The 23,528-nt window shown below is 71.1% G+C and carries 29 protein-coding genes; 9 read left to right on the top strand and 20 right to left on the bottom strand.

What is annotated here, in order from left to right:
* Window positions 1-73: 73 nt before the first annotated feature.
* From AC4OR8_RS10640 to AC4OR8_RS10620, 5 genes are all read right to left on the bottom strand, one after another.
* Window positions 74-766 (bottom strand): GAF and ANTAR domain-containing protein, encoded by a 693-nt coding sequence (locus AC4OR8_RS10640; protein WP_492165527.1) that lies wholly within the window; start codon window positions 764-766, stop codon window positions 74-76.
* Window positions 767-990: 224 nt separating this feature from the next.
* Window positions 991-1,320, bottom strand: a complete 330-nt coding sequence (locus AC4OR8_RS10635) for a helix-turn-helix domain-containing protein (RefSeq protein WP_492165526.1) — start codon at window positions 1,318-1,320, stop codon at window positions 991-993.
* Window positions 1,320-1,520, bottom strand: coding sequence for a hypothetical protein (locus AC4OR8_RS10630; RefSeq protein ID WP_492165525.1), 201 nt, complete (start codon window positions 1,518-1,520; stop codon window positions 1,320-1,322). The genes AC4OR8_RS10635 and AC4OR8_RS10630 overlap by 1 nt, the downstream gene beginning before the upstream one ends.
* A gap of 178 nt (window positions 1,521-1,698) precedes the next feature.
* Window positions 1,699-2,088: a hypothetical protein gene (locus tag AC4OR8_RS10625; RefSeq protein WP_492165524.1), complete on the bottom strand. Its 390-nt coding sequence runs from the start codon at window positions 2,086-2,088 to the stop codon at window positions 1,699-1,701.
* A 345-nt stretch (window positions 2,089-2,433) separates the two neighbouring features.
* Window positions 2,434-3,159 carry an Ig-like domain-containing protein gene (locus AC4OR8_RS10620; protein WP_492165523.1) on the bottom strand — a complete coding sequence of 242 codons (726 nt, stop codon included), beginning with the start codon at window positions 3,157-3,159 and terminating at the stop codon, window positions 2,434-2,436.
* Between the two features lie 487 nt (window positions 3,160-3,646).
* Here AC4OR8_RS10620 and AC4OR8_RS10615 point away from each other — a divergent pair, with 487 nt between their 5' ends.
* Entirely contained in the window at window positions 3,647-3,877 is a 231-nt protein-coding gene (locus tag AC4OR8_RS10615; protein WP_492165522.1) for a hypothetical protein, read from the top strand.
* A 2-nt stretch (window positions 3,878-3,879) separates the two neighbouring features.
* Complete coding sequence (locus AC4OR8_RS10610) at window positions 3,880-4,926, top strand: serine hydrolase domain-containing protein (RefSeq protein ID WP_492165521.1); 1,047 nt, start codon at window positions 3,880-3,882, stop codon at window positions 4,924-4,926.
* Between the two features lie 55 nt (window positions 4,927-4,981).
* Here AC4OR8_RS10610 and AC4OR8_RS10605 read toward each other — a convergent pair whose 3' ends face one another.
* Window positions 4,982-5,182, bottom strand: coding sequence for a hypothetical protein (locus AC4OR8_RS10605; protein ID WP_492165520.1), 201 nt, complete (start codon window positions 5,180-5,182; stop codon window positions 4,982-4,984).
* Window positions 5,183-5,601: 419 nt separating this feature from the next.
* On the opposite strand from AC4OR8_RS10605, the gene AC4OR8_RS10600 reads away from it, so the two are divergent.
* Window positions 5,602-6,399, top strand: coding sequence for a calcium-binding protein (locus AC4OR8_RS10600; RefSeq protein ID WP_492165519.1), 798 nt, complete (start codon window positions 5,602-5,604; stop codon window positions 6,397-6,399).
* Window positions 6,400-6,474: 75 nt separating this feature from the next.
* On the opposite strand, the gene AC4OR8_RS10595 is transcribed toward AC4OR8_RS10600, so the two are convergent.
* Window positions 6,475-7,125: a hypothetical protein gene (locus AC4OR8_RS10595; protein ID WP_492165518.1), complete on the bottom strand. Its 651-nt coding sequence runs from the start codon at window positions 7,123-7,125 to the stop codon at window positions 6,475-6,477.
* Window positions 7,126-7,340: 215 nt separating this feature from the next.
* Between AC4OR8_RS10595 and AC4OR8_RS10590 the strand changes: the two genes are divergently transcribed.
* On the top strand, window positions 7,341-8,195 hold the full coding sequence (locus AC4OR8_RS10590; RefSeq protein WP_492165517.1) for a calcium-binding protein: 855 nt from the start codon (window positions 7,341-7,343) through the stop codon (window positions 8,193-8,195).
* Between the two features lie 133 nt (window positions 8,196-8,328).
* On the opposite strand, the gene AC4OR8_RS10585 is transcribed toward AC4OR8_RS10590, so the two are convergent.
* The 4 genes from AC4OR8_RS10585 to AC4OR8_RS10570 all read right to left on the bottom strand — a co-directional run bounded on the left by AC4OR8_RS10585 (window position 8,329) and on the right by AC4OR8_RS10570 (window position 9,469).
* Window positions 8,329-8,547 (bottom strand): hypothetical protein, encoded by a 219-nt coding sequence (locus AC4OR8_RS10585; protein WP_492165516.1) that lies wholly within the window; start codon window positions 8,545-8,547, stop codon window positions 8,329-8,331.
* Window positions 8,544-8,837, bottom strand: coding sequence for a hypothetical protein (locus AC4OR8_RS10580; protein ID WP_492165515.1), 294 nt, complete (start codon window positions 8,835-8,837; stop codon window positions 8,544-8,546). Before AC4OR8_RS10580 ends, AC4OR8_RS10585 begins: the two co-directional genes overlap by 4 nt.
* 132 nt (window positions 8,838-8,969) lie before the next feature.
* Window positions 8,970-9,278 (bottom strand): hypothetical protein, encoded by a 309-nt coding sequence (locus tag AC4OR8_RS10575; protein WP_492165514.1) that lies wholly within the window; start codon window positions 9,276-9,278, stop codon window positions 8,970-8,972.
* A gap of 8 nt (window positions 9,279-9,286) precedes the next feature.
* On the bottom strand, window positions 9,287-9,469 hold the full coding sequence (locus tag AC4OR8_RS10570) for a hypothetical protein (protein ID WP_492165513.1): 183 nt from the start codon (window positions 9,467-9,469) through the stop codon (window positions 9,287-9,289).
* A gap of 152 nt (window positions 9,470-9,621) precedes the next feature.
* Between AC4OR8_RS10570 and AC4OR8_RS10565 the strand changes: the two genes are divergently transcribed.
* Together AC4OR8_RS10565 and AC4OR8_RS10560 are read left to right on the top strand one after the other, a co-directional pair.
* Entirely contained in the window at window positions 9,622-10,104 is a 483-nt protein-coding gene (locus tag AC4OR8_RS10565; RefSeq protein WP_492165512.1) for a site-specific integrase, read from the top strand.
* Between the two features lie 3 nt (window positions 10,105-10,107).
* Entirely contained in the window at window positions 10,108-10,530 is a 423-nt protein-coding gene (locus tag AC4OR8_RS10560) for a tyrosine-type recombinase/integrase (protein WP_492165511.1), read from the top strand.
* A 33-nt stretch (window positions 10,531-10,563) separates the two neighbouring features.
* On the opposite strand, the gene glnA is transcribed toward AC4OR8_RS10560, so the two are convergent.
* Window positions 10,564-11,988: a type I glutamate--ammonia ligase gene (gene glnA / locus AC4OR8_RS10555; RefSeq protein ID WP_492165510.1), complete on the bottom strand. Its 1,425-nt coding sequence runs from the start codon at window positions 11,986-11,988 to the stop codon at window positions 10,564-10,566.
* A gap of 219 nt (window positions 11,989-12,207) precedes the next feature.
* On the opposite strand from glnA, the gene AC4OR8_RS10550 reads away from it, so the two are divergent.
* Window positions 12,208-12,636, top strand: coding sequence for an RDD family protein (locus AC4OR8_RS10550; RefSeq protein ID WP_492165509.1), 429 nt, complete (start codon window positions 12,208-12,210; stop codon window positions 12,634-12,636).
* A gap of 143 nt (window positions 12,637-12,779) precedes the next feature.
* Window positions 12,780-13,706, top strand: coding sequence for an SCO4651 family lipoprotein (locus tag AC4OR8_RS10545; RefSeq protein WP_492165508.1), 927 nt, complete (start codon window positions 12,780-12,782; stop codon window positions 13,704-13,706).
* Window positions 13,707-13,803: 97 nt separating this feature from the next.
* On the opposite strand, the gene AC4OR8_RS10540 is transcribed toward AC4OR8_RS10545, so the two are convergent.
* The 5 genes from AC4OR8_RS10540 to lipB all read right to left on the bottom strand — a co-directional run bounded on the left by AC4OR8_RS10540 (window position 13,804) and on the right by lipB (window position 18,430).
* The gene (locus tag AC4OR8_RS10540) at window positions 13,804-14,538 is read right to left on the bottom strand and encodes a DUF4191 domain-containing protein (RefSeq protein ID WP_492165507.1); all 735 of its coding nucleotides are present in this window, start codon (window positions 14,536-14,538) and stop codon (window positions 13,804-13,806) included.
* Window positions 14,539-14,579: 41 nt separating this feature from the next.
* A complete protein-coding gene (gene lipA / locus AC4OR8_RS10535; protein ID WP_492165506.1) occupies window positions 14,580-15,524 on the bottom strand; it encodes a lipoyl synthase in 945 nt (314 codons plus the stop codon).
* 97 nt (window positions 15,525-15,621) lie between these two features.
* A complete protein-coding gene (locus AC4OR8_RS10530; RefSeq protein ID WP_492165505.1) occupies window positions 15,622-16,617 on the bottom strand; it encodes a hypothetical protein in 996 nt (331 codons plus the stop codon).
* Window positions 16,614-17,555: an ABC transporter ATP-binding protein gene (locus AC4OR8_RS10525; protein ID WP_492165504.1), complete on the bottom strand. Its 942-nt coding sequence runs from the start codon at window positions 17,553-17,555 to the stop codon at window positions 16,614-16,616. The genes AC4OR8_RS10530 and AC4OR8_RS10525 overlap by 4 nt, the downstream gene beginning before the upstream one ends.
* A 134-nt stretch (window positions 17,556-17,689) precedes the next feature.
* Complete coding sequence (lipB, locus tag AC4OR8_RS10520) at window positions 17,690-18,430, bottom strand: lipoyl(octanoyl) transferase LipB (protein ID WP_492165503.1); 741 nt, start codon at window positions 18,428-18,430, stop codon at window positions 17,690-17,692.
* A 61-nt stretch (window positions 18,431-18,491) separates the two neighbouring features.
* Here lipB and AC4OR8_RS10515 point away from each other — a divergent pair, with 61 nt between their 5' ends.
* The gene (locus AC4OR8_RS10515; RefSeq protein WP_492165502.1) at window positions 18,492-19,064 is read left to right on the top strand and encodes a hypothetical protein; all 573 of its coding nucleotides are present in this window, start codon (window positions 18,492-18,494) and stop codon (window positions 19,062-19,064) included.
* Here the strand turns inward: AC4OR8_RS10515 and AC4OR8_RS10510 are convergent.
* From AC4OR8_RS10510 to lpdA, 3 genes are all read right to left on the bottom strand, one after another.
* Entirely contained in the window at window positions 19,013-19,909 is an 897-nt protein-coding gene (locus AC4OR8_RS10510) for a TIGR01777 family oxidoreductase (protein ID WP_492165501.1), read from the bottom strand. The two genes, AC4OR8_RS10515 and AC4OR8_RS10510, sit on opposite strands and share 52 nt — an antisense overlap.
* A gap of 85 nt (window positions 19,910-19,994) precedes the next feature.
* Window positions 19,995-21,947, bottom strand: a complete 1,953-nt coding sequence (gene sucB, locus AC4OR8_RS10505; RefSeq protein WP_492165500.1) for a 2-oxoglutarate dehydrogenase, E2 component, dihydrolipoamide succinyltransferase — start codon at window positions 21,945-21,947, stop codon at window positions 19,995-19,997.
* A 73-nt stretch (window positions 21,948-22,020) separates the two neighbouring features.
* Complete coding sequence (lpdA, locus tag AC4OR8_RS10500) at window positions 22,021-23,469, bottom strand: dihydrolipoyl dehydrogenase (RefSeq protein ID WP_492165499.1); 1,449 nt, start codon at window positions 23,467-23,469, stop codon at window positions 22,021-22,023.
* Window positions 23,470-23,528: the final 59 nt, after the last annotated feature.

Here is a 23,528-nt window from a genome sequence, read left to right as displayed (position 1 = left end):
TGGCCCCGCGGAGAATCCGATGATCCGCACCCACGCGACGCCGACCTTGCACGTACGTCGGAGCGGGTGGGGCCTATTCTCCCGGCAGTCGGCGGGTGGTCACGATCCGTTGCGCCAGGTCGCGCAGCTTGACTCCCTCGGACGTGGACAGCCGGGTGAGCAGGTCGAGGGCCGCGGGCGAGGGAAGGTCGAAGCGTTCCCGCACGATGCCCACGGCCTGGCCGATGACGCTGCGCGAGTCCAGTCCCGCCGCCAGGTCCTCTGCGTTGCGGGCGGCCGCCAGGGCGACAGCGACGTGGGCGGCGAGGGCGAGGCCCTCCGACCGGTCCTGCTCGGTGAAGCCGTCCTCTTGGGACGAGTACATGTTGAGCGCCCCGAGCGAGTCGCCGCCGGTGGACAGCCAGATCGCCAGCACGCTGCGAACGCCGTGGTCCTCGGCCACCCGCGGACCCCAGGCCGGCCAGCGGGGGTCGTCGCCGACGCTGGGGCTCACGACCACCCGGTGCTCGTAGATCGAGCTCAGGCAGGGCCCTTCCGAGAGCTCGTACTGCAGCAGGTCGCAGTCGACCGCCGTCTGCCCCACCCAGGCCGGGGTGTGCACCCCGGTGCCCGTCACGATCGAGAGGCCCACCGACTCGGCGCCGTCGATGTGGGAGGCGGTCAGCTGCGCCGCGGAATCCAGGGTGGCCTGTGCACCGTCCTGCCCCTGCATGTCCCGCGCCGCCACGGCCAGCCACGTCGACAGGGGTTCGGAGTCGGCCGGCACGAGGGCGAGTGTCCTCGACAGGCGAGCGGAGCGCCAGGCCGGTCCCGGAGGGAGCGGAGCCGCCCCTCCCTGCGTGCGGGCGACGGGGGCGCGGTGGGTGCGGGGTTCGTGGGTACCTGCAGGAGGTCCGGTCCCGGGCCCAAACAGTGAGCCCGGGGCCGGACCTCCCGATTCTGGGACGTCGGTCGTCGGCCCAGGATCACCCGTTGGAGTGGCCCGGACGCTCACCCGGCGGAGATCTCCTGCCGCGGCGAGCCCACGACATGTCGGAGGCGACGACAGCGCACGAGCCACCATCGACCAGGCGATGGCGGCTCGTGCGGACTGCTGCGGAGGGCTGGACCCGCCGCCGACTGGGCGGCCGCCTCGTAGGACACCCACCGCGCTCGGCGAGCGGCCAAGTCCTCGACGGCAGCGGGCTCCACCAGCCAGCGTTGCCCAGCACGGCGCATCGGCAGCCCCTCCGCTCTAGCGATGCGGACGACGCTGTTGGGGCTCACCCCGAGCACCCGGGCAGCCTGGGGCGTGGTGAGCCACAGCGGCGACGGCTGCACTACGAGCGCTCTCGGCGCTTGGACCCGGCGTACTCCTGCACCTTCCGGCTGGCCACTTCTCGCAGGACGGGTAGGACAACTATCGACGCAGAAACTGATAGGGACAACCAGGTCACCTTCACGTCGTACACGAGGAAAGCGATCACAACCGCCACCAGCGTGACCGCCGAGAGGGCCAGCTGTAGGCGGAACTCGGTCATAGCGCGACCGTAGAACATTGGCGACCGCAGGTGGCCTCAGCGGCACGCCGCGTGCACGTTGGTGCGCCCGAGCTCAGGAGACGTCGCGCCTGTCGCGCCTGATGGCGTGCTGCCGATCACTGCGGGTTCCGTGCGCCGCATCCTGACCGAATCCCTGGGCTGCGTGAACGCCAAACCTTCACATGGTCCCCGACAGGCTGTCGGGCGACGCGCCTTCAGCTGTCGTGCTCTCGACCCGCTCCGCCTGCATCACCACCAGGAAAGCTGGTTGCGGCTCGAACCCTGTGATGAGCCAGTTGGAACCCGTCGCCCCGGCGAAGCTATCGCCGTCGCCAACTGGTGCGAAGATCCGCTCCCAAGCGACCCAGCCCTCCTGAGACTCCACGAACCAGTTGAGCTCGGTCTCGGTGTCGAACGTCATCACGACGCGCATGTCCCCGTCGTCGGGGCAGAGGACAAGATCACGGATCTTCAACCGGTCGAGCAGCTCTGGTTTGTACTTTGATATGTACTGGCCCTGCGGTTGCTCGCAGGAGAAGCCGGGTGCCTCATGCGCGGCCTCAGCCACGTCTTCAACGGAGTTCAGACTGCGACTCGGAAGGCTGCCGTCACCGGAGCAGCCCCCCAGCGATGCCGCAGCAACGACCACCAGGGGTGCGAGAACGTGCCTGATCTCGTGAGTACGCGGCCTCATGAACGGCCCTCGGGCTCGACGCCTTGCCTTGGCACGAGCGGATCATATGGCGCTGAACTCGGAGTGAGGCCCCGAACCAGGTCGAAGGGCGACTCGGCCCTGTACGCGTCCGCGACGGGCGGCAGCGCCCTTTCGACCGCACTGTAGGACGTGCGGGAGCACTGAGGCCCGGGGCTGCCCCATGAGGGCAGCGCCGGGCCTCAGTCCTATGCGGCGGGCTCAGCCGAGAGTGGCCCAGTGGCGTGCGACCCGGGCCGGCACGCTGATGTCGGTCGAGGCGCGGTCGCCCGGCGAGTCAATGCCGCGCACGATGCCGTCGCCTACGAAGATGCCCCGGCGGGGCGAGAACGCGAAGTAGTACAGGCGGCGGCTGCTAGCGGTGACCACCTCAGACTTACCGCCAGCCAGGCCGAAACGCCCCGCCGGCTCAGGCTGCGTCGGGTCGCCGTAGTAGACCCGGACGCGGAAGTCGTTGGGGTTGGTGAACTTCACTCGGCCGGGCCGGTCGAGCTTCGTGACCTTCAACGGCTCCGGTTCGACCAACGCCACCGTCGCTGTGGCCGGGGTCAGGAACTCGTCGTTGCAGGCGTAGTAGGTGAACGACACCTCGGACGGCAGGTCATCGCTATAACCGAAGGAGTCGTTGATGAAATAAACGTCGCCGTCGAACACCTTCACCTGGGCGAACTCAGGAAGTCCGTCCCCCTTGACCCTGCACACGCCCAACTCGGCGCCCTGCGGGTCGGAGTCGTTAGCCAGCACGTCCAGCCGCTTCGACTCGCCGTGGTACAGCGTGAACGCGTCGTCGACCGCGACGGGCGGGGAGGTCTCGCCGTCGGCGGCGGAGGCCGACCCGGTGGCGGGACCCAGGAGCGCGGCGCCGAGCAGTGCGGTGAGGGTGGCGGTCAGGGCGGCGCGTCGGCGGCCCGGCGTGGCGGTGGTCATCTGTCCCTTCCTCGCGGCTCCCAGCGAGCAGCGACGCAAAGGTAAAGGCGAGCGCGCCACGCTGCTAGGCAACGGCGCCATCGTGACCCGATCGTCACCGCGCGCGGCCGGCGGACCGCAGTGCTGGGCCCTAATGGGTCCAAGTGGTCTGTACCACCGAGGCGTGAACGCTAGCCAGTCTGGTGCTGGGTAGGGAGACCTGGGTGCTCGGCCCCGGTGAGGTAGTGGAATTCGAGACCAGGTTCCGCACTGGTTAGGCAGCACGGGGTAGGAGCCGGCCGAGGTCTTCAGCATCTTCGGTCGGCCAGGAGTACGGATGTGCGTCCGTACCCCTCCACACGGCTAGCCCCCGCCTGGTCGAGGGCACGGGTCGCCGGCCGGCTGCCGTTCTGCACCTGGGATTGCCTCTGAGCAGCGTGACAGTGCCCGGGAACTGCCAAAAGTCAATCGTAGTTGACTTACTCTCCGAGTCAACTAAGGTTGACTGGTGACTAAAGTTGACATTTCGCTGATCACTGACAGCCCCGATCCCCTGGAAGCCTTGCGAGAGGCGGCCGCGTTGCGCCACCGCCTCGAAGGATGTGAAGAGGTGCTTGTGTACCGGGCGCGGGCGGCTGGTACGACCTGGATGCAGATCGCCGAGGCGCTCGGGGTCTCGAAGCAGGCTGTGCACAAGAAGTACGGCGGCCGACACCTCTTCGGCCGGACGGAGGCCTGAGAGTGTTGAGCGCGACCCTTGAGGATCAGGTACGTCGATCCGCAGATCGGCTCTGTGCCCGATCGCGCGGTTCTATCGTCGTGGGAGCAGTCCGCGACGAGCAGTCGGCAATGCACGGCGCAGACCCCCGAACTCTGTTCCAGATCGGCTCGGTAACAAAGACGTTCACCGCGCTCGTCCTCGCCCAGCTCGCTGTTAAGGGCGTCGTCCATTTGGAGCAACCGCTGCGCGACCTACTTCCCCGCGACATCACGGCTCCTGAAAGGGGCGGGGAGGTGATCCGGCTGGCCCACCTCGCCTGCCACACCTCCGGACTGCCCCGGCTCCCTAAGGGACTGCTGCCGCGGGCTCTCTGGAGTTCGGACCCCTACGCGGGCTGCACGGGCGAGCTCATGATGGACGGACTGCGGCGCACCCGGTTGCGGTCGGCGCCTGGCACCCGCTTCCGCTACTCCAACCTCGGTGCCGGTCTCCTTGGGCTCATCCTGGCGCGCCATGTCGGCGCCGAATACAACACACTCATCCAGGACCTCATCTGCCGGCCCCTTGGCATGAGCGACACGCACGTGGCTCTCGACCCCGAACGCGCCGCAAGACTGGCTGCCGGCTACTCCCGCCTGGGTCGCCCCCGCCCACCTTGGCACCTTGCCGCACTCGCCGGCGCCGGCGGTCTGCACTCCACCATGCCCGACCTGCTCACGCTGGCCCGAGCGCAGACCGGTCAGACACCCGAAGAACTGTCCGCGGCCATCTCTCTCACGCACACGACCGCGCACCGCATCAACACCAGAGCCGCCGTCCATCTTGGCTGGATCTCGGGCACCCTGCCCCGCAGTCAGGACCGGGTGCTGCTCCACAGCGGGGCCACCGGCGGCTACCGCAGCCTGCTCGCTATCGCCCCAGACCACGGAGCGGCCGTCGCCATCCTCAGTGCCAACGATCGCTCCGTGGACCGTCCGGGCCTCAACCTGCTCGCACAGATCCTCGGTTCTGGGGGCGGCCCGGACGCGGACCCAGGCGTTGCCCACACCGCGCCGAGCCGGGTATAGAAAGGAGCGACGACGAAGCCGCCCCCACCACCCTGCGTGAGGGTGCCGGGGGCGGCTACTCAGGTAGGAACAGATTGACGACGGCGAGGGCCGCCATGAGCAGAAGGATCACGCCGAGGAACTTCAGAAACCACAGGCTCGCTACTGCCTGGTTGTTCTCGCGCTTTGCACGCAGGATGCGGCGCAGGAAGAAGACGCCGATCGCGAAGATGACGGCGACGGGAAGCAGACTGGCCACGAACTGGAACAACGTCACCGCCGCATGCTCCCACCGCGGCCGTGGCGACGTAGCTACTCCGGCAGTTGGGGCTTCAGGCCGATCCGCACGACAGTCGGACCGTAGGGTGTAAATGACCCTGAGGGTGGCGCCGGTGGCGCGGCGTCGCCGGCGACGACGTGCCCGTCCGTGATGACGCGGGCGATGACCTTGCGCCTGACGATCACGCCGTGGCCGGTTCCCGGTCGGTTGAGTGTGACTAGGTGAGAACCCCCGAACGGATTGCGCCGAATGGGGGACCCGAGCCCAGCCGGGCCTCATCCTTGAGGGGTCCCCGCGTGCCCGCAAATGCGCGCCGCGTCCCCGCGCCCACGACCGTGGGCCTTTCCGGAAAGTCGCCCGTGCGCCTGCCTGCCCGTCCCTTACCTCCTACTGCCGCCGGCCTCGCCGTGGCGACCATGCTGCTCAGCCTTGCGGTCGGGATGACCTCCGTCTCGGCGCAAGCCGACGGCGTTGTCGTCCTGACCTGCGACGGCCAACCCGTCACTCTGGCCGGCACCCAGGACGGTGATGAGCTTCTTGGCACCGAGGGTCCGGACGTCATCGCCGGCCTGGGCGGCGGAGACATGATCCGGGGGTTGGGTGGCAACGATGTGATATGCGGCGGAGACGGCGACGACCTGGTAAGCGGGTACGGGGGTGACGACCGCATCTTCGGCAACGACGGAGGCGACGAGCTCCTCGGGAGGGAGGGCGACGACTTCCTGAGCGGCGGTCTCAGCGAAGACCTTCTGTACGGCGAGCTGGGCGATGACGTCGTGCTCGGCAACGGCGGCCCTGACTACATCGACAACGACGACGGCGCGGACCTGATGGTCGGCGGCGCCGACGAGGACTTCGTGTTCTACAACAGCTCGCAGGCAGGCGTGGTCGTCGACCTCCGCCCGGGTGGAGGTGCCAACGACGGCAACGATTCCGACGGGCCGGCGGGTGCGCGCGACGAGCTGCGCACCATCGAAAACGTCGAAGGATCCCGAAGCGCGGACACGATCATCGGCAACAGCAAGGCCAATGAGTTTCAGGGCGGCCCCGGGAGCGACGAGGTGGTGGGCCGCGGCGGCGACGACCTGCTCGTAGTCAACGACGACGCGGTCGACTCGACCGACTGCGGTAAGGGCCTCGACAAGGCGGTGTACGACAAGGGCCTCGACGTGCTCGACGCGTGTGAGCGTAAGAAGGACCCCCAGAGGAGCTGACTCGCAGAACGCCCCCGTCACCCTGCGCGAGGGTGACGGGGGCGGGCGAGGTGCGGGCGTTACGTGGGCCGCGATTCAGTTGAAGGTTGCGGCGGTGCCGGTGGGGTTGTCCTGGACGGCGAACTTGAGCGTGAAGGTGCCGCTGCAGGGCCGCCCGGCGTTGTCGAACCCAGAGACCCGCAGCTTCTTCGCGGTCGAGCCGGTGGTGGTCCAGAACAGGTTCTCGGTGTTGGGGACGTAGGCGGTGGCCAGTTGCGCGCCGTTCACGAGCTGGGCGTTGAGGTTCACGTTCTCGCAGCTCGAGGTGGCGGTGAACTCCTGTCCTGTGACGATGCTGCGGGCGGGCAACGTTGCCTCGGAGGTCATGTCGAGCAGGCTGAAACCAGCGCCGTCCCGCGAGCCGTAGGTGTACGGCGCGGACCACGTGTAGATCGTGGTCGCGGTTCCGCTGTCGAGGGTGGTCTCGTCGATGTCGTCGCCGGTCAAGGAGTCGTCGCGGATGTCGGTGCCGTCCAGGGAGCCAGCGCGGACCTTGTTGCTGTTGACGGCGTTGGGGGCCAGGTCGGGGCCGCGGACGTCGTTGTTGCGCAGGTCGGCGGAGGCGATGGTGCCGTCCTTGATGTCGGCGCCGGTGATCAGGCGTGCGGCGGTGGCGCCACCTGCCGTGGAGAGGACCACGGTCGCGCTGCAGAGGGCGACGGTGGGCAGGTGTCGTCGAAGCGTCATGGCCCGAACGGTGACAGGCGTTTACGTCGTGTGTCTGTGACGACTCTAGGCCCCCAGGAGGCCGGTTGTGACTAGGCGATAACCCCCCGAATGGACTACGCCGACTGGGGGACTCAGCACTGGCGCAGCCCCATGATTGGGTGGTTCTCGCGTGCCCGCGTCTGCGCGCCCGCGCCCCCGCGCTCACCACTGTGGGCCTCTCCGGAAGGTCGCCCGTGCGCCTGCCTGCCCGTCCTTTGCCCCGTACCGCCGCCGCCCTCGCTGCGGCAGCCATGCTGCCCGGCCTCGTCGTCGGGTTCACCTCTTCGGCACAGGCCGAGGGCGGCATCATCGTTCCCCTCTGCGACGGCAAGGTCGTCACTATCCCCGGCACCCCAGGCGACGACGAGCTCTTCGGCAGCGACGGTCCAGACGTCATCTCCGGCCTGGGCGGCAACGACCGGCTCTACGGGGTGGGTGGCAACGACACTGTGTGTGGCGGCGACGGCGATGACCTGTTGTTGGGAGGCGGGGATGATGACCGTCTCTTCGGCAACGCCGGTTCCGACGGCCTCTACGGGACAGACGGTGATGACTTCTTGCGGGGTGGTGTCGGCGGTGACGGTCTGTTCGGTGAGAACGGCGACGACGACGTGCGCGGTAATGCCGGTAACGACTTCCTCGCGAACGCTCCGGGTGCAGACCTGATGGTCGGCGGGGCCGGCGAGTGGGACTTCGTGGGCTACTTCGAATCCGACAGAGGCGTGGTCATCGACCTTCGTTCGGGTGGAGGTGCCAACGACGGCAACGCCACCGACGGGCCCGCAGGTGCGCGCGACGAGCTGCGCAGCATCGAAAACGCCCAAGGATCTGCGAGCGCCGACACGATCATCGGCAACGGCAAGGCCAACCTCCTGCAGGCCGGGGCTGGGCGCGACAAGGTGATGGGCCTGGGCGGTAAGGACGAGCTCACCGTCAATGACGACACCGTCGACTCCGCTGACTGCGGCGAGGGCCGCGACACCGTGACAGCGGACGAGAACCTCGACGTGATCTCCTCCTGCGAGCGCAAGACCACCCCCGCGCGCTGACGCACGGAAGCCGCCCCCGCCACCCTGCGTGAGGGTGACGGGGGCGGTTTCGCGGACGGCGCGGGTGGGTAGCACTGAACATTCCGGTCCCGGGCGAAGCCCCCAGCAAGCCCGGGGCCGGACCACAGCCGGGCTAGGCGGCCTTGGCTTCGTGGCGGCCGTCGACGTCCTCAACCTCGGCAGGGGTGTTGAGGGCCGCGAGGCCGGTGACGACGGCGACCTCGGCGGACCACAGCACGGTCTCGAGGTCGCCGATCACGCCACGGGCCTGGAGGTAGGCCACGACCGGCGTGCTGACGGCGGTCACGACGTAGAGCAGCGCGCGGACGCGGCGGGGCGGGTTCAGCTTCACGGGGTCTCCTTGTCGGTGAACTCGACCGCCACCCATGGGCAGTCGTGCAGGCGGGGCTCGATGTACATGTGGATGTGACCGGAGTCGGTCTTGCGGGCTCGGCGCCCGGGGGCAGGGATCGCGGTGATCCAGTCGGGGCCGTGGTGATAGAGCACGACCTCGTGGGGCCTGGTGTTGAGGCGGCGGGTGTTGCGGTCCATCGCCACGATCACGTCGCGGCCCTTGCGGCGGTGGTGCCGGCGGCGCTTCTTTTTAAGGTGGCGCATCCGCAGCCAGCCGACGAGCAGCACGGCCTTGATGTGGGGCTTGCGGTCGCCGTTCTTCGCCCCGGCCGGGGGGGTGGCCGGTGATGACGGCGAGCTCGGTGCCGTCGGGTCGTCGCACGACGACGTCCTGCACGTGCCGCGGCGGGGACTGGCGGGTCACCCCGAGCATCGCCCGCTTGCGCCACAGTCGGTTCGTGCGGACCGCAGCGCCTTGGGGCCCTCGACGTCCATGACGATGGGCTCGCGGGTGTCGCCGTGGACGATGCGCCAGCCGGCGAAGATGCGGCCGAGCAGGGCGTGGTCGTCGTAGCCGCGGTCGCCCTCGCCGATCTCGGCACAGCACAGGATGGCGCCCTCGGGGAGTCCGCGTTGCACGGCGCCCATCGAATCCTGCACCTGCTCTTTGGTGCCTCGCCCGAAGTTGGCGAGGGCCACCACGTCGGGGTGGGTGGGCGTGGTGGTCACGGTGTGCCTCACTTCTCTGGGAGGGCGTCGAGGGCTCCGCGCAGCTGCCTGCGTGCGGTGCGGAGGTCCTCGGCGGTGGCGTGGGCGGGGGTGCGGGAGGCGTCGGTGTCCTCGAGGAGGGCGGCGGCTTGGCCGGCGGCGTGGATGGCCTCGACGAGCCGGTCGCGGGCGCGGGTGACGTTGTTGCGCACCGGCCGCGGGGGCGGGGTGGCGAAGGTGCGCCGGTAGTCCTCGGCCGAGAACCCGCGGGGCGGGTCCGGTCGGTGTCGACGGCCAAAGGTGGCTCGACGGGCAGACCGCCAAGGTCGTAACCGGGAGCCACGTCGCCCCGCGCACTGCCCGGGTGACGGTGGGGGAGTGGTGCGACACCTGGCTCGACGGCTACCGCGGCAACCGCGCGTCAACCGTGCGCCAGGCCGAGGTGCACATCGCCCGCATCCGAACGGCTTTCGGCGACCTGCGGCTCGATGGAGTCCGTCCGTCGAACGTGAGGACGTGGTGTGCGCAGCTGGCAGCCGAGGGGCTGTCCGACTCGTACATTTACGCGCTTCACGCCCGGCTCGCGCAGATCTACACCGACGCCGTCCACGACGGGCTAGTGGCCAAGTCACCGTGCTCGCGACGCACGTCGGCGGCCGCGGGCAAGCAGCGCGCATACGTGGCGACGGCGGAGCAGGTCTGGGCGCTCTACGACGTCATGCCTGAGCACATGCGCGGCGCGGTGCTCCTCGGTGCGTTCTCGGGCCTGCGCCTGGCGGAAGCCTGCGGGTTGCGGATCTCAGACGTCGACTTCATGCGTGGCGTCATCACGCCCGCGGTCCAGTAACCGGTGGAGCCCCTCAAGTCGGAGACGTCGCAGACGGCGGTGTCGATCGGGCAGGCACTTGCGCTCGAGCTCGCCGCGCACGTCGAACGGACCACCCGCCGTGACGCCACGTTGCTCGTGAATGAGTGGGGCCAGCAGTTGAGCCCCTGGACGCTGGAGCGGGCGATGCGGGCGGCTCGGACCGAAGTTCCTGGGCTGCCGCCCGGGTTCCGGTATCACGACCTGCGGCACTACTTCGCCTCGCTCCTGATCGCCAGCGGCGCCGACGTCAAGGTCGTACAGGCACGGCTACGTCACGCCAGCGCTAAGACCACGCTCGACACCTACGGGCACCTCTGGCCAGACAGTGACGACAGCACACGAGCCGCCATCGACAGTGCAATGGCGGCTCGTGCGGACAATCTGCGGACTGCGGCGGAGGGTTGAACCCTCCGCCGCAGGTCAGACGGGGTGTCTTGATCAGATGTCGTAGTACAGCTCGAACTCGTGCGGGTGCGGGCGCATCTGCACGGGCATGATCTCGTGCTGGCGCTTGTAGTCGATCCAGGTCTCGATCAGGTCGGGCGTGAACACGTTGCCGGCGGTGAGGAACTCGTGGTCGGCCTCGAGGGAGTCGAGGACGGCGTTGAGCGAGGTCGGCACCTGGTCGATGTCGGCCATCTCGTCCGGCGGCAGCTCGTAGATGTCCTTGTCGATGGGCGACGGCGGCTCCATCTTGTTCTTGATGCCGTCGAGGCCGGCCAGCAGCAGCGCCGAGAAGGCGAGGTACGGGTTGGCCGACGGGTCGGGGCAGCGGAACTCGATGCGCTTGGCCTTCGGGTTCGAGCCGGTGATCGGGATGCGCACGCACGCCGAGCGGTTGCGCTGGGAGTAGACCAGCGAGATCGGGGCCTCGAAGCCGGGCACCAGACGGTGGTAGGAGTTCACCGTCGGGTTGGTGAAGGCCAGCAGCGACGGGGCGTGCTTCAGGATGCCGCCGATGTAGTGGCGGGCCATGTCGGACAGGCCGCCGTAGCCGGTCTCGTCGTAGAACAGGGGCGAGCCCTCGTTCCAGATCGACTGGTGCACGTGCATGCCGGAGCCGTTGTCGCCGAAGATCGGCTTGGGCATGAACGTGGCGGTCTTGCCGTTGCGCCAGGCGGTGTTCTTGATGATGTACTTGAACTTCATCACGTCGTCGGCGGCCTTGAGCAGCTCGTCGAACCGGTAGTTGATCTCGGCCTGGCCGGCCGTGCCGACCTCGTGGTGGGCCCGCTCGACCTGGAGGCCGGACTTCTCGAGCTCGATGACCATCTCGTCGCGCAGCTCGCCGAAGTGGTCGGTGGGGGCCACGGGGAAGTAGCCGCCCTTGTACTTGACCTTGTAGCCGCGGTTGTCGTTCTCGAACGAGTCGCCGGTGTTCCAGGCGCCGGCCGAGGAGTTGATCTCGTAGTAGCCGGCGTTGGCCTTGGTCTCGAACCGCACGTTGTCGAAGACGTAGAACTCGGCCTCGGGGGCGAAGAACGCGGTGTCGCCGACACCGGTGGTCTGCAGGTAGGCCATCGCCTTGCGCGCGATGTTGCGCGGGTCGCGGGAGTAGGCCTCACCGGTGAGCGGGTCGTGGATGAAGAAGTTCACCACGAGCGTCTTGGAGGAGCGGAACGGGTCGAGGTAGGCCGTCGTCGGGTCCGGGAACAGCGACATGTCGGACTCGTGGATGGCCTGGAAGCCACGGATCGAGGAGCCGTCGAAGCTGAGGCCGTCCTCGAAGACGGACTGGTCGAACGACGACACCGGCACGGTGAAGTGCTGCATGACCCCGGGCAGGTCGCAGAAGCGGACGTCGACCATCTCGACGCCCTCGTCCTTGATATAGGCGAGCAGCTCGTCGCTGTTCTGGAACATTCGTCCTCCTTGGCTGTCCTACGTGGTCAGCCGGCGGGTCGGGAGCGGACAGACCGGCGCGACACTGCACCGGTGGGTGCCGCCACCCTAGGGAGACGGCAGTTTCACGACCGTATCGGTTGTGTGTCGGGGATGTAACAGAGGCTCGGCGGGCGGTCACCACCCCGCTACGGCGCGCTCGGTGCGCCGTCGTGCGGGCGGCCCGCCTAGCCTGGACGCGTGAGCACCGCTGCGACCCGACCGACCGACCAGGGCCCCGAGACCGCGTCGTGGGGTCGCCGCGTGGTGGCCCTGCTGGTCGACTGGCTGGCCTCCACCCTGGTCGTCATCCTCATCGTCGGATGGGACGCCTACGCCGAGGTCGGCAGCACCGAGCAGTCCTGGACGCTGCTGGTCTACGTGCTCGAGGCGACGGTGCTCACGTCGTTCGCCGGAGGCTCCTTCGGCCAGGTCGTCACCCGGCTGCGCGTCGTGTCGGTGCCGACCGGAGCGCCGGTGCCGCCGCTGCGCAGCCTGGTGCGCCACGTGCTGGTCGCGCTGGTGATCCCGCCGCTGGTGTTCCGTCCCGACGGGCGCGGCCTGCACGACATGGTGGCCGGCTCGGCCGTGTTCACCCTGCAGACCTACCGCGCGCTCGTCGGTCGCTGAGGCGCACGGCGCCACCGCGACGCCGGCCGGCCGGATCTTCACGCCCGGGTCACGGAATCGTGACCGTCCGGGAGGTTTCACCCCCACCACCCGTGGGCGATCATCGGGGGGACACCCGCGTACGTCGACCTGAAGGGCACCCCATGTCACGCACCACCACCTGGAGCCGCACCCTGCGCCGCTCCGCGGCCGCGGCGGTCGTCCCGCTCGCGCTGGTCTCGCTCAACGCCTGCGGCGGCGAGGGCGACACGTTCGACGACACCACCGGCGAGGACTCCTCGCAGGCCGCCGACACCTCGGTCGACGCCCCCAGCGACTCCGCCGACGAGTCGACCGACGGTTCCGGCGACGAGTCGACCGACGCCGAGCCGGCCGACGTGGCCGAGGGCGAGGAGGTGAGCGCCGCCGAGATGGCCGACATCATGGCGGCGTCGTTCGAGAACGCCACCACCGCCCAGGTCACGCTGCAGAGCGAGGGCGCCATGGCCACCGAGGCCGAGGGCGAGGCCGACTTCTCCACCGACCCGTACTCGATGGACATGACCATGGAGCTCGGCGGCCAGAGCATCGACATGGTCCTGCTCGACAACGTCATCTACATGTCGGGCATCGCCGGGCCCGACACCTGGGTCGAGATGGACCTCGACGACCCGAACAACCCGATGGGGTCGATGATGACCGACCAGATGGACCCGCGCACGATGTTCGACGCCCTCGAGGGCGGCATCCAGACCGCCACCTACGAGGGCCAGGACGACATCGACGGCGACACCGTCGACGCCTACTCCCTCGTCCTCGACGGCACCGCGATGCTCGACACCCTCGACCCCGAGCTGCAGGAGCTCGCGAAGTCGCAGATGCCGAAGACCATCGCCTACGACATCTTCATCGACGAGGACGGGCTGTTCCGTCGTGCGGTCATCGAGATGGGCCCGACCGGCACCATGACGATGACCTACGACAACTGGGGCGACCCCGTCGACATCCAGGCGCCGCCGGCCGGAAAGGTGCAGAGCATGGACGACCTGATGGGCGGCATGAGCCAGCCCGGCGGGACCCCCGCGGGCTGAGCCGACCTCCCGCCTGCACCACGAAGGGCGCCTCCCCGGCCGGGGAGGCGCCCTTCGTCGTACGGCGGGTGCAGGCAGGTGCGGGCAGGTGCAGGGCTCAGCGGCCGCGCATGTTCTGGCGCATGCCCTTCATGCTCGTCGGCACCGGGCCCTTGGGCAGCGGCACCGCGGGACGCTGGGCGTCGAGCGCCTTGAGCCGGTTGCGGATGTCGGTGATCTCGGCGGGCTTCACCTGGCGCCCGAGCTTCTGCACGTGCTTGACCAGCTTCGGCAGCGGCACCTGGCCCTCCTCGCGGCCGCAGACGACCTCGTGGATGGGCGCACCGCCCGCCACGCGCTCGTGCTTGCGGCGCTCGGCGGTGAGCAGCTGGCGGGTGCGGTGGGCGTTGCCCTCACCGACCAGCACGATGCCGGGAGGCCCCACCACGCGGTGGACGACGTCCTGCTGGCGGGTGAAGGCCACCGCGGGGGTGGTGACCCAGCCCTTGCGCAGCATCCGCAGGGCGGCCGCGGCCGCACCGGCCTGACCCTCCATCTGCCCGTACGCCGAGCTCTGCGCGCGTCGACCGAACAGGATCAGCGCGGCCAGCGAGCCGAACAGCAGTGCGCCGACGACCGAGAGCACCCACGCGATGGCGCCGGAGCCGGGCAGGATCCAGAAGACCGCGAAGCCGACGGCCGCCCCGACCAGGAAGGCCAGCAGCAGCCAGAGCCCGATCTTCGGGTCGGTGCGCTTGGTGATGCGGTAGGTCTCGGCGAACTGGTGGCGCCGCGAGGTCTTCGGGGCGACAACAGGGGTGGCGCCCGCGGGGGCGTCCTTCTTTCGGGCCATGCGGACGTGTGCTCCCAGTCGTTCTGCGGGTGGTCTCGAGGTCAGCGCGAGGCGGCTGCGGAGCGCGCCTCGATGGCCTGACGGTACAACCGACCGGCGCGGTAGGACGAACGCACCAGCGGGCCGGACAGCGCGCCCGCGAAGCCGATCTCCTCGGCCTCGGCCTGCAGCTCGACGAACTCCTGCGGCTTCACCCACCGCTCGACCGGGTGGTGGCGCACCGAGGGGCGCAGGTACTGGGTGATCGTGATCAGGTCGCAGCCGGCCTCGTGCAGGTCGCGCAGGGCCTGGGAGACCTCCTCGCGGGTCTCGCCCATGCCGAGGATGAGGTTGGACTTGGTGACCAGGCCGAACGCGCGGGCCTGGGTGATCACGTCGAGGGAGCGCTCGTAGCGGAACGCCGGGCGGATGCGCTTGAAGATGCGCGGCACGGTCTCCACGTTGTGGGCCAGCACCTCGGGGCGCGACTCGAAGACCTCGGTGAGCAGGTCGGGGCGGCCGTTGAAGTCGGGGATCAGGTTCTCCACGCCCGTGCCGGGGTTCAGCTCGTGGATGGCGCGCACGGTCTCGGCGTACAGCCAGGCACCGCCGTCGGGGAGGTCGTCGCGGGCGACGCCGGTGATCGTGGCGTAGCGCAGCTCCATCTTCTGCACCGACTCCGCGACGCGGCGCGGCTCGTCGCGGTCGAGGGGCTGCGGCTTGCCGGTGTCGATCTGGCAGAAGTCGCAGCGCCGGGTGCACTGGTCGCCGCCGATGAGGAAGGTGGCCTCGCGGTCCTCCCAGCACTCGAAGATGTTGGGGCAGCCGGCCTCCTGGCACACCGTGTGGAGCCCCTCGGACTTCACCAGGCCCATCAGCTCGGTGTACTCGGGGCCCATCTTGGCCCGGGTCTTGATCCACTCGGGCTTGCGCTCGATGGGCGTCTCGGCGTTGCGGACCTCCAGGCGGAGGAGCTTGCGGCCTTCGGGGGCAGGAGCGGTCGTCACGCCCCGACTCTACGCCGGTGGGCCACGTCGCCGCCGTCCGGTGTGCGGCCGGTGTGCGGCCGGCGTGCGGCCGGCGTGCGGCGCCCCCGGGCCGGGCTCAGGGCACGTCGCGGCGGCGGAACGAGGCCACCGACAGCGCACCCGTCAGCAGCACCACGACGCCGACGTACGACCCGCCCTGCACCGCCGAGATGCGCTGGCTGCCGTCGCAGTCGACGTCCCGCGGCGGTCGGCGCCCGGAGCAGGCCGGGTCGAGCGCGGACTCGCTGTAGTACTCCATCTGGTCGGTGACGAGCGCGACCACGTTGTTCTGCGGCTGCCAGCGCTGCGCCTGGTCGCCGCCCAGGATGCCGATGAGGGTGCCGCCGAGCACGGTGAGGGCGAAGACCACCCCGAGGGTGGCCACGGTGCTGCGCAGCAGCATCGTCAGCGCGAAGCCACCGAACGCCGCGGCGGCGACCAGCAGGCCACCCCGCAGCGACTGCTCCACGCCGTCGAGCACGACGCCGCCGGTGGGGGACAGGTCGCGCGCCTGCGCGAAGGCCAGGAGCACGGCCCAGCAGGCCAGCTGCACGGCCACGCCGACCACGAGCGCGAGACCTGTGACGGCGAGCGCCTTGGCGCCCCACACCCGCGCGCGGCGGGCCTCGAACAGCAGCTGGTTGCTCATCGAGCCGCTGTTCCAGTCGTGTCCGGTGAAGGTGGTGCCGAGCAGCACCATCAGCAGCGCCAGCACCATGGCGACGACGAGCATCGATCCGCTCTGCAGCTCGTCGGCCGGGCTCAGCGGCGAGCGGAAGGCGTAGCTGCTGAGCACCGCGGTGCCGCAGGCGTCGGGGAGCCCGCCGGCCGTCGCGTCCTCCAGCCCGTAGTCCTGCGGGCGACGCTCGCAGCGCTGCAGCTCCTGGCGCAGGAACCGGTCGTCGTAGGTCTCGAGGACCTCGGCGAGGTCGTCGGCCGTGACCGGCCGGGTGCTCCACGCGGTGGCCCCGACGACGACCGCCGGCACCAGCACCGCGGCGGCCAGCAGCAGCAGCACGGCCCGGCGCCAGCGCAGCCGGGTGAGCTCCACCCGCAGCAGCGCGCCCATCACCGCCCGCCCATCGTGTCGTCGGCGGTGAGCCGCAGGAAGTAGGTCTCCAGGTCCTCGCGCGCCGGCGTGAGCTCGGTGAGCCAGAGCCCGGCCTCGCCGAGCAGGCGGGTCACCTCGCCGGGGCGGTCGGTCTCCACCTCGAGGGCGTGCGCGGGGGTGCCCGGGTCGTCGCCGGGCGGGTCGGTGACCACGAGGCCGGCGCGGCGCAGGACGGCCGCGGCCGCCACCGGGTCGTCGGTGACCACGCGGAAGGTGGTGCCGACCTCGAGGAGGTCGTCGACGGGGCCGCTGGCCAGCAGCCGGCCGTTGCCGATGATGGTGGCGGAGGTGCACACCTGCTGCACCTCCGCGAGGATGTGGGAGCTCAGCAGCACCGTGGTGCCGCTGGCGCCGAGGTCGCGCACGGTGTCGCGGACCTCCCGGATGCCGGCGGGGTCGAGACCGTTGGTCGGCTCGTCGAGGATCAGCAGGTCGGGGTCCTTCAGCAGCGTGGCGCCGATCGCCAGGCGCTGCTTCATGCCGAGGGAGTAGGAGCGGAAGGGGTCACCGTCACGGCCCGTGAGGCCCACGGTCTCCACGGCCGCGTCGACGCGGGCGCCCCCCACCCCGATGGAGCGGGCGAGCAGCAGCAGGTTCTGCCGCCCGGTGAGGTTGGGGGAGAACTTGGGCGACTCCACCACCGCGCCGACCCGCCCGATCACCCGGGGGAGCGCGCGGGGCACCTTCTCGCCGAAGAGCGCCATGGTGCCGGCGGTGGGGCGGGAGAGGCCGAGCAGCATCCGGATCGTCGTGGTCTTGCCCGAGCCGTTGGGCCCGAGGAACCCGTGCACCCCACCGGCCGGCACCGCGAGGTCGAGTCCCTGCACGGCCACCCGGGTGCCGCCCCGGCTGCGGTACTCCTTGCGCAGGCCGTGGGTCTCGATCACCGGTGCGGTCATGGGCGTCCCCGATCCCGGCGCGGGCCGACCCCGGTGCCGTCACCGGATCCAAGCAGCCGGGGGGCCCGGTGGCGCGGGACGCGCCGGGTGTGTCCTCCACCTTCCCCGGACCCGAGCGAGGGGGGTGACGCGGCTCAGCGACCGGGGGCGAGGACCTCGATGCGCGGCGCCCGCCCGGGCTCGGGGCGGGCCTCGTAGTCGGGGGTCGCGACGTACGGCTGCCAGGCCAGCAGCCCGCGCAGGTGGCCCACCAGCACCGGGAGCACCTCGGCGACCGTGACGTCGCGCCCGGTCTCCTGCGTCAGCGAGGTGACGCCGGCGTCGGCGATGCCGCAGGGCACGAACCGGTCGTACCAGCCGAGGTCGACGTCGCAGTTCAGCGAGATGCCGTGCATGGTGACGCCGCGGCTGACCCGGATGCCGATGGCGCCGACCTTGCGCTCGGGGCGGGCGCCGTCGGCGCGCAGCCACACCCCGCTGCGGCCCGGCACCCGCGCGGTCGCCACGCCCAGGTCGGCGCAGGTGGCGATCATCGCCTCCTCCATGCGGCGCACGAAGTCGACGACGAGGACGTGGTCGGGCAGCCGCACGATCGGGTAGCCGACCAGCTGGCCGGGCCCGTGGTAGGTGATCTTGCCGCCGCGGTCGACGTCGAGCACCGGCGCGCCACCGGGGTCGACGGGCCGCTCGTGGGGGTCGGTGCGCTTGCCGGCGGTGAAGGTGGGCGGGTGCTCGAGCAGCAGCACGGTGTCGGGGGCGGTGCCGTCGACGACCTGGGCGTGCACCTCGCGCTGCAGGTCCCAGGCCGCGAGGTAGTCGACGGCGTCGTCGCCGAGGCCGACCGTGCGGACGTCGAGTGCGCCGGGGCTGTCCATGCTCCCGAGCCTACCTGTGGACGACGGGGACGGCCGGGTGCGGAACGGGTAGGAGAGGGCCATGCTGCTGCCGCGCCTGCTGCTCGCCGTCCTCGTCGTGACCGTCCTCGGGGCGGTGGCGGCCGTGGCCGTGGTGGCCCTGCCCGGCGCCGGGCCCGGCGCCGGGCCGGCCGCGCCGGGGGTCGCCGCGCCGGCTCCCCCCACGACGCCTCGCCCTGCCGTGCTGGCCGCCGACGTGCTGCGCGACTGGGACCGCCGCCGGGCCGCGGCCTGGGCGACCGGCGACCTCCACCGGCTGCGGGGGCTCTACGTCGCGGGCTCCGCGACCGCGGTCGCCGACGTGGAGATGCTGCGGGCCTGGGTGGCGCGGGGCCTGCGGGTGCACGGGCTGCGCACGCAGCTGGTCGCGGTGGCCGGCGGCGGGGTGGCGGCGCGCACCCTGCGTCTCGTGGTCACCGACCGACTCGCCGGCGGGGTGGCCGTCGGGCGAGGGGTGCGCGAGACCCTGCCGGTCGACGCGCCCTCGACGCGGCGGGTGGTGCTGCGCCGCGAGGGCGGGCGGTGGCTGGTGGTGGAGGCGCGTCAGGCCAGCGCGGCGGCGAGCACGGCGTCGACGTCGGGGTCGTGGAACTGATAACCCGAGTCGAGCAGCGCGGTGGGGCGCACGTTGAGCGAGCCCAGCAGCTCCGCGGCCATCCGGCCGGCGCCGAGGCGCAGCAGGGGCGACGGCACCCGCACCACGGCGGGGCGGTGCACGGCGGCGGCCAGGGCACGGGTGAACTCCGCGTTGGTCGGGGTCTCCACGCAGCAGAGGTTGAACGGCCCCGACGCCGAGTCGTGCTCGGCCAGGTGGACGGTGGCGTCGACCCAGTCGCGCAGCGAGATCATCGCCATGTGCTGCGCACCCGAGCCGAGGCGCGCGCCGAGACCGGCCTTGAAGACCAGGCGCAGCTGCTTCAGCGGCGCTGCTTCAGCGTCCATCACCGGCGCCGTGCGCAGCACGCAGACGCGGGCCCCGGCGTCCACGGCGGCGTCGGCGGCCGCCTGCCACTCGCGGGTGACGTCGGTGAGCAGCGCGTCGCCGCGGCTCTCGGCCGACTCGGTCAGCACGGTGTCGCCGTGGTCGCCGTAGAAGGAGATGCCGTTGCCGGCGAGCAGCGCCGGGGGCCGCTCGGCGGTGGCGACCGCGTCGGCGAGCACCCGGGTGGTGGTCACCCGGCTCTCGCGCAGCTCGCGGGCCCAGGTGGCGGAGTGGGGGTTGCCGACGGTGGGCGCGCCGGCGAGGTTGACCACGACGTCGGCCGACTGCACCAGCGCCCGGTCGTAGACGCCGGCGTACGGGTCCCAGGTCGACTCGCCGGGTCCGCGGGCGGGACGGCGGGTCAGCGTCGTGACGGTGTGGCCGCGCGCCCGCAGGGCGCTGACGAGGTGGGACCCGAGGAACCCGGACGAGCCGGCCATGACGACGTCGAGAGACATGTCGCCACCCTGTCAGACCGCCGAAATGCCGGCGGCCGGCACGACCCCGCGCGGGGGGCGTGCCGGCCGACGGACCGGGTGGTGCTCAGACCTCGAACTGGCCGGACTCCAGGCGCGACTTCACGTCCTGCAGGAAGCGGCCGGCGTCGGCGCCGTCGACCAGGCGGTGGTCGTAGGTGAGCGCCAGGTAGACCATGTGGCGCACCGCGATGGTCTCGCCCAGGTTGGCGTCGTCGATGACGACCGGACGCTTCACCACCGCGCCGGGGCCCATGATCGCGACCTGCGGCTGGTTGATGATCGGGGTGTCCCAGAGGGCGCCCACGCTGCCGAGGTTGGTGATCGTGAACGTGCCGCCCGACAGCTCGTCGGGACCGATCTTGTTGGTGCGGGTGCGCTGGGCCACGTCGGCGATCTTCTTGGCCAGACCGGCGATCGACAGGTCACCGGCGTCCTTGACGACCGGGGTCAGCAGGCCCTTCTCGGTGTCCACCGCGAACGCGACGTTCTCGCGGTCGTAGTAGGTGATCTCACCGGCGTCGGTGTCGATCGTCGCGTTCAGCTTCGGGTGCTGCTTGAGCGCGTCGATCGCCGCCTTCGCGAAGAAGGGCAGGTAGGAGAGCTTGACGCCCTCGCGGGCCAGGAAGTCGGCCTTCGACGCCTCGCGCAGCCGCGCGATGTTGGTGACGTCGACCTCGACGACCTGGGTGAGCTGCGCCGAGGTGTGCAGCGAGCTGATCATCCGCTCCGAGATGATCTTGCGCAGGCGGCTGACCTTCTCGGTCGTGCCGCGCAGCGGCGACGGCGTCGTGCTGGGGGCCTTCGCGCCCGAGGCGGCGGCCGGGGCCGACGCGGCGGGGGCAGCGGGTGCGGCCGCCGGGGTCGCGGCCTGCTGGGCCTGGGCCTCCTTGGCCTTGGCGGCCTCCAGGACGTCCTGCTTGCGGACCCGTCCGCCGACACCGGTGCCGGTGACCGACGCCAGGTCGACGTCGTGCTGGTTGGCCAGCTTGCGCACCAGCGGGGTGACGTAGCCGGCGGCGTCGTTCGAGGTGCCGCTGGACGACCCGCCCGACGGTGCGGTGGCGGCCGGCTCGCCGGTGGACGGCGACTGGCCGCTGGGCGCGGGGGCCTCCTCGGCGGCCTCGGTGGTCTCCTCGGCGAGCTCGGGCGTCGACTGACCGCCCTTGTCGCGCTCGGGGGTCGCGTCGCCGGAGGGGAGGTCGCCGGTCTCGGACTCGACCTTCTCCTCCTGCTCCGCCTTCTTCTCGGCCTGCGCGTCGTCCTTGGGCTGGGCCTCGGGGGTGGCGGTGTCGGACACGTCGTCGACCGACGCGCCCTGGTCGCCGATGACGGCCAGCTCGGCGCCGACCTCGACGGTCTCGTCCTCCTCCACCTTGATCGCCAGCAGGGTGCCGGCCACGGGGGAGGGGATCTCGGTGTCGACCTTGTCGGTGGACACCTCGAGGAGGGGCTCGTCGACGGCGACGTCGTCGCCGACGGCCTTCAGCCAACGGGTCACGGTGCCCTCGGTGACCGACTCGCCCAGGGCGGGCAGGGTCACCGAGGTGCCCGAGCCGCCGCCGGAGCTGTCGGAGCCCTCGGACTCCTCGGACTTCTCGGACTCGGGGGTCTCGTCGCCCGGGGGCAGGTCGCCGGTCTCGTCGGCGATCTCCTGCTCCTGCTCGGCCTTCTTCTCCGACTCCTCCTCGTCGACCGGCTGGGCCTCGGGGGTGGCGGAGTCGGCGGACTCGGAGGCGTCGGGGATGTTGGCCCCGCCGCTGCCGTCGGCGCCGGCCTCGCTCTCGTCGCCGATCAGCGCGAGGACGCCGCCGACCTCGACGGTGTCGTCCTCCTCGGCCTTGATCTCGAGCAGGGTGCCGGCGACCGGGGAGGGGATCTCGGTGTCGACCTTGTCGGTGGAGACCTCCAGCAGCGGCTCGTCGACCGCGACGGTGTCGCCCACGGCCTTCAACCAGCGGGTGACGGTGCCCTCGGTGACGGACTCACCCAGGGCGGGGAGGTTGACTTCGGTGGCCAATGTGAGTTCCTTCGCTCGCGTTCTTCGTGGTGGGGTCGGTGCGGGTGGCGCAGGTGGAAGCAGGCGGAGCGGGTCAGCCGTGGGCGTGCAGCGGCTTGCCCGCGAGGGCGAGGTGGGCCTCGCCGAGCGCCTCGTTCTGGGTGGGGTGGGCGTGCAGCAGCGGCGCGACGTCCTCGGCGTGGGCCTCCCAGCCGTAGATCAGCTGGGCCTCGCCGACGAGCTCGCCGACGCGGTCGCCGACCATGTGCACGCCGACCACGGGGCCGTCGGCGCGACGGACGAGCTTCACGAACCCCTGGGTCTTGAGGATCTGGCTCTTGCCGTTGCCGCCGAGGTCGTAGGTGACCGTCTCGACGGCGTCGGCTCCCCAGCGCTCCACCGCGGTGGCCTCGTCGAGACCGACCGAGGCGACCTCGGGGTGGGAGTAGGTGACCCGGGGGACGGCGGTCTCGTCGATCGGCGCGGGGTCGAGGCCGGCGAGGTCCTCGGCCACGAAGATGCCCTGCGCGAAGCCGCGGTGGGCCAGCTGCAGTCCCGGGACGATGTCGCCCACCGCACGCACGCCCTCGACGTTGGTGCGGCAGCGCTCGTCGGTGAGCACGAAGCCCCGCTCGGTGGCGATGCCCTGCTCCTCGTAGCCGAGTCCGTCGGTGGCGGGGCCGCGACCGACCGCGACGAGCAGCAGCTCGGCCTCGATCACGTCGTCGGCGCCGCCGGCGCCCTCGACGGTGACCGCCACGCCGTCGGCGGTGGTCTCGACGGAGCGGAAGCGGGTGCTGGTGCGCAGAGTGATGCCGCGCTTGCGGAAGGCGCGCTCGAGGGCCTTGGACGACGCCTCGTCCTCGCCGGCCACCAGGCGGGGCAGCGCCTCCACGACGGTGACGTCGACCCCGAAGCTGCGCCAGACGCTGGCGAACTCCGAGCCGATGACCCCGCCGCCGAGCACGACCACCGAGGCCGGGACGTGGTCGAGGCGCAGGGCGTGGTCGGAGGTGAGCACGCGGCGGCCGTCGACCTCGAGGCCGGGCAGCGTGCGGGGGTAGGAGCCGGAGGCCAGCACGACGTGGCGCGCGGTGTGGGGCCCGCCGTCGACGGTGACCTCGCCGGGGCCGGTCAGCCGGCCGGTGCCCTGCAGCACGGTGATGCCGCGTGAGGAGACCAGGCCGCTGAGGCCCTTGTAGAGGCGCTGGACCACGCCGTCCTTGTAGGCGTTGACGCCGGCCATGTCGACGCCGTCGAGGCTGGCGTTCACGCCGAACTGGGCGGCGCCGCGCGCGGAGTCGGCCACCTCCGCGGCGTGCAGGAGGGCCTTGGTCGGGATGCAGCCGACGTGCAGGCAGGTGCCGCCCACCTTGTCCTTCTCCACCAGGCCGACGCGCAGGCCGAGCTGGGCCGCACGGAGGGCGCAGGCGTAGCCGCCGGAGCCCGCACCGAGGACGAGGACGTCGAAGTCGGTGTCGTTGTCGGAGCCGGCCACCGTGGTCCTTCCGTGTGCCGTCGGGTGGGTCAGGAGCAGATCCATCCTTGCACTTCTCCAGGGCGTGTCCACACCGGCCTGCGGCGGAACGGGCAGACTGGGGC

This window comes from Nocardioides sp. FY1077, assembly GCF_058681775.1.
The sequence above is the reverse complement of the archived record's forward strand: the minus strand, read 5'-3'. Positions and strand labels throughout refer to the sequence as shown.

Bases quoted from the DNA above. Each gene is read 5' to 3' on its own strand.
- AC4OR8_RS10595 (WP_492165518.1), bottom strand. From the start codon at position 7,125: ATGACGCTTCGACGACACCTGCCCACCGTCGCCCTCTGCAGCGCGACC.
- AC4OR8_RS10620 (WP_492165523.1), bottom strand. From the start codon at position 3,159: ATGACCACCGCCACGCCGGGCCGCCGACGCGCCGCCCTGACCGCCACC.
- AC4OR8_RS10515 (WP_492165502.1), top strand. From the start codon at position 18,492: ATGCTGCTGCCGCGCCTGCTGCTCGCCGTCCTCGTCGTGACCGTCCTC.
- AC4OR8_RS10525 (WP_492165504.1), bottom strand. From the start codon at position 17,555: ATGACCGCACCGGTGATCGAGACCCACGGCCTGCGCAAGGAGTACCGC.
- AC4OR8_RS10630 (WP_492165525.1), bottom strand. From the start codon at position 1,520: ATGACCGAGTTCCGCCTACAGCTGGCCCTCTCGGCGGTCACGCTGGTG.
- lipB (WP_492165503.1), bottom strand. From the start codon at position 18,430: ATGGACAGCCCCGGCGCACTCGACGTCCGCACGGTCGGCCTCGGCGAC.
- AC4OR8_RS10510 (WP_492165501.1), bottom strand. From the start codon at position 19,909: ATGTCTCTCGACGTCGTCATGGCCGGCTCGTCCGGGTTCCTCGGGTCC.
- AC4OR8_RS10545 (WP_492165508.1), top strand. From the start codon at position 12,780: ATGTCACGCACCACCACCTGGAGCCGCACCCTGCGCCGCTCCGCGGCC.
- AC4OR8_RS10600 (WP_492165519.1), top strand. From the start codon at position 5,602: ATGCTGCTCAGCCTTGCGGTCGGGATGACCTCCGTCTCGGCGCAAGCC.
- AC4OR8_RS10540 (WP_492165507.1), bottom strand. From the start codon at position 14,538: ATGGCCCGAAAGAAGGACGCCCCCGCGGGCGCCACCCCTGTTGTCGCC.
- lpdA (WP_492165499.1), bottom strand. From the start codon at position 23,469: ATGGATCTGCTCCTGACCCACCCGACGGCACACGGAAGGACCACGGTG.
- glnA (WP_492165510.1), bottom strand. From the start codon at position 11,988: ATGTTCCAGAACAGCGACGAGCTGCTCGCCTATATCAAGGACGAGGGC.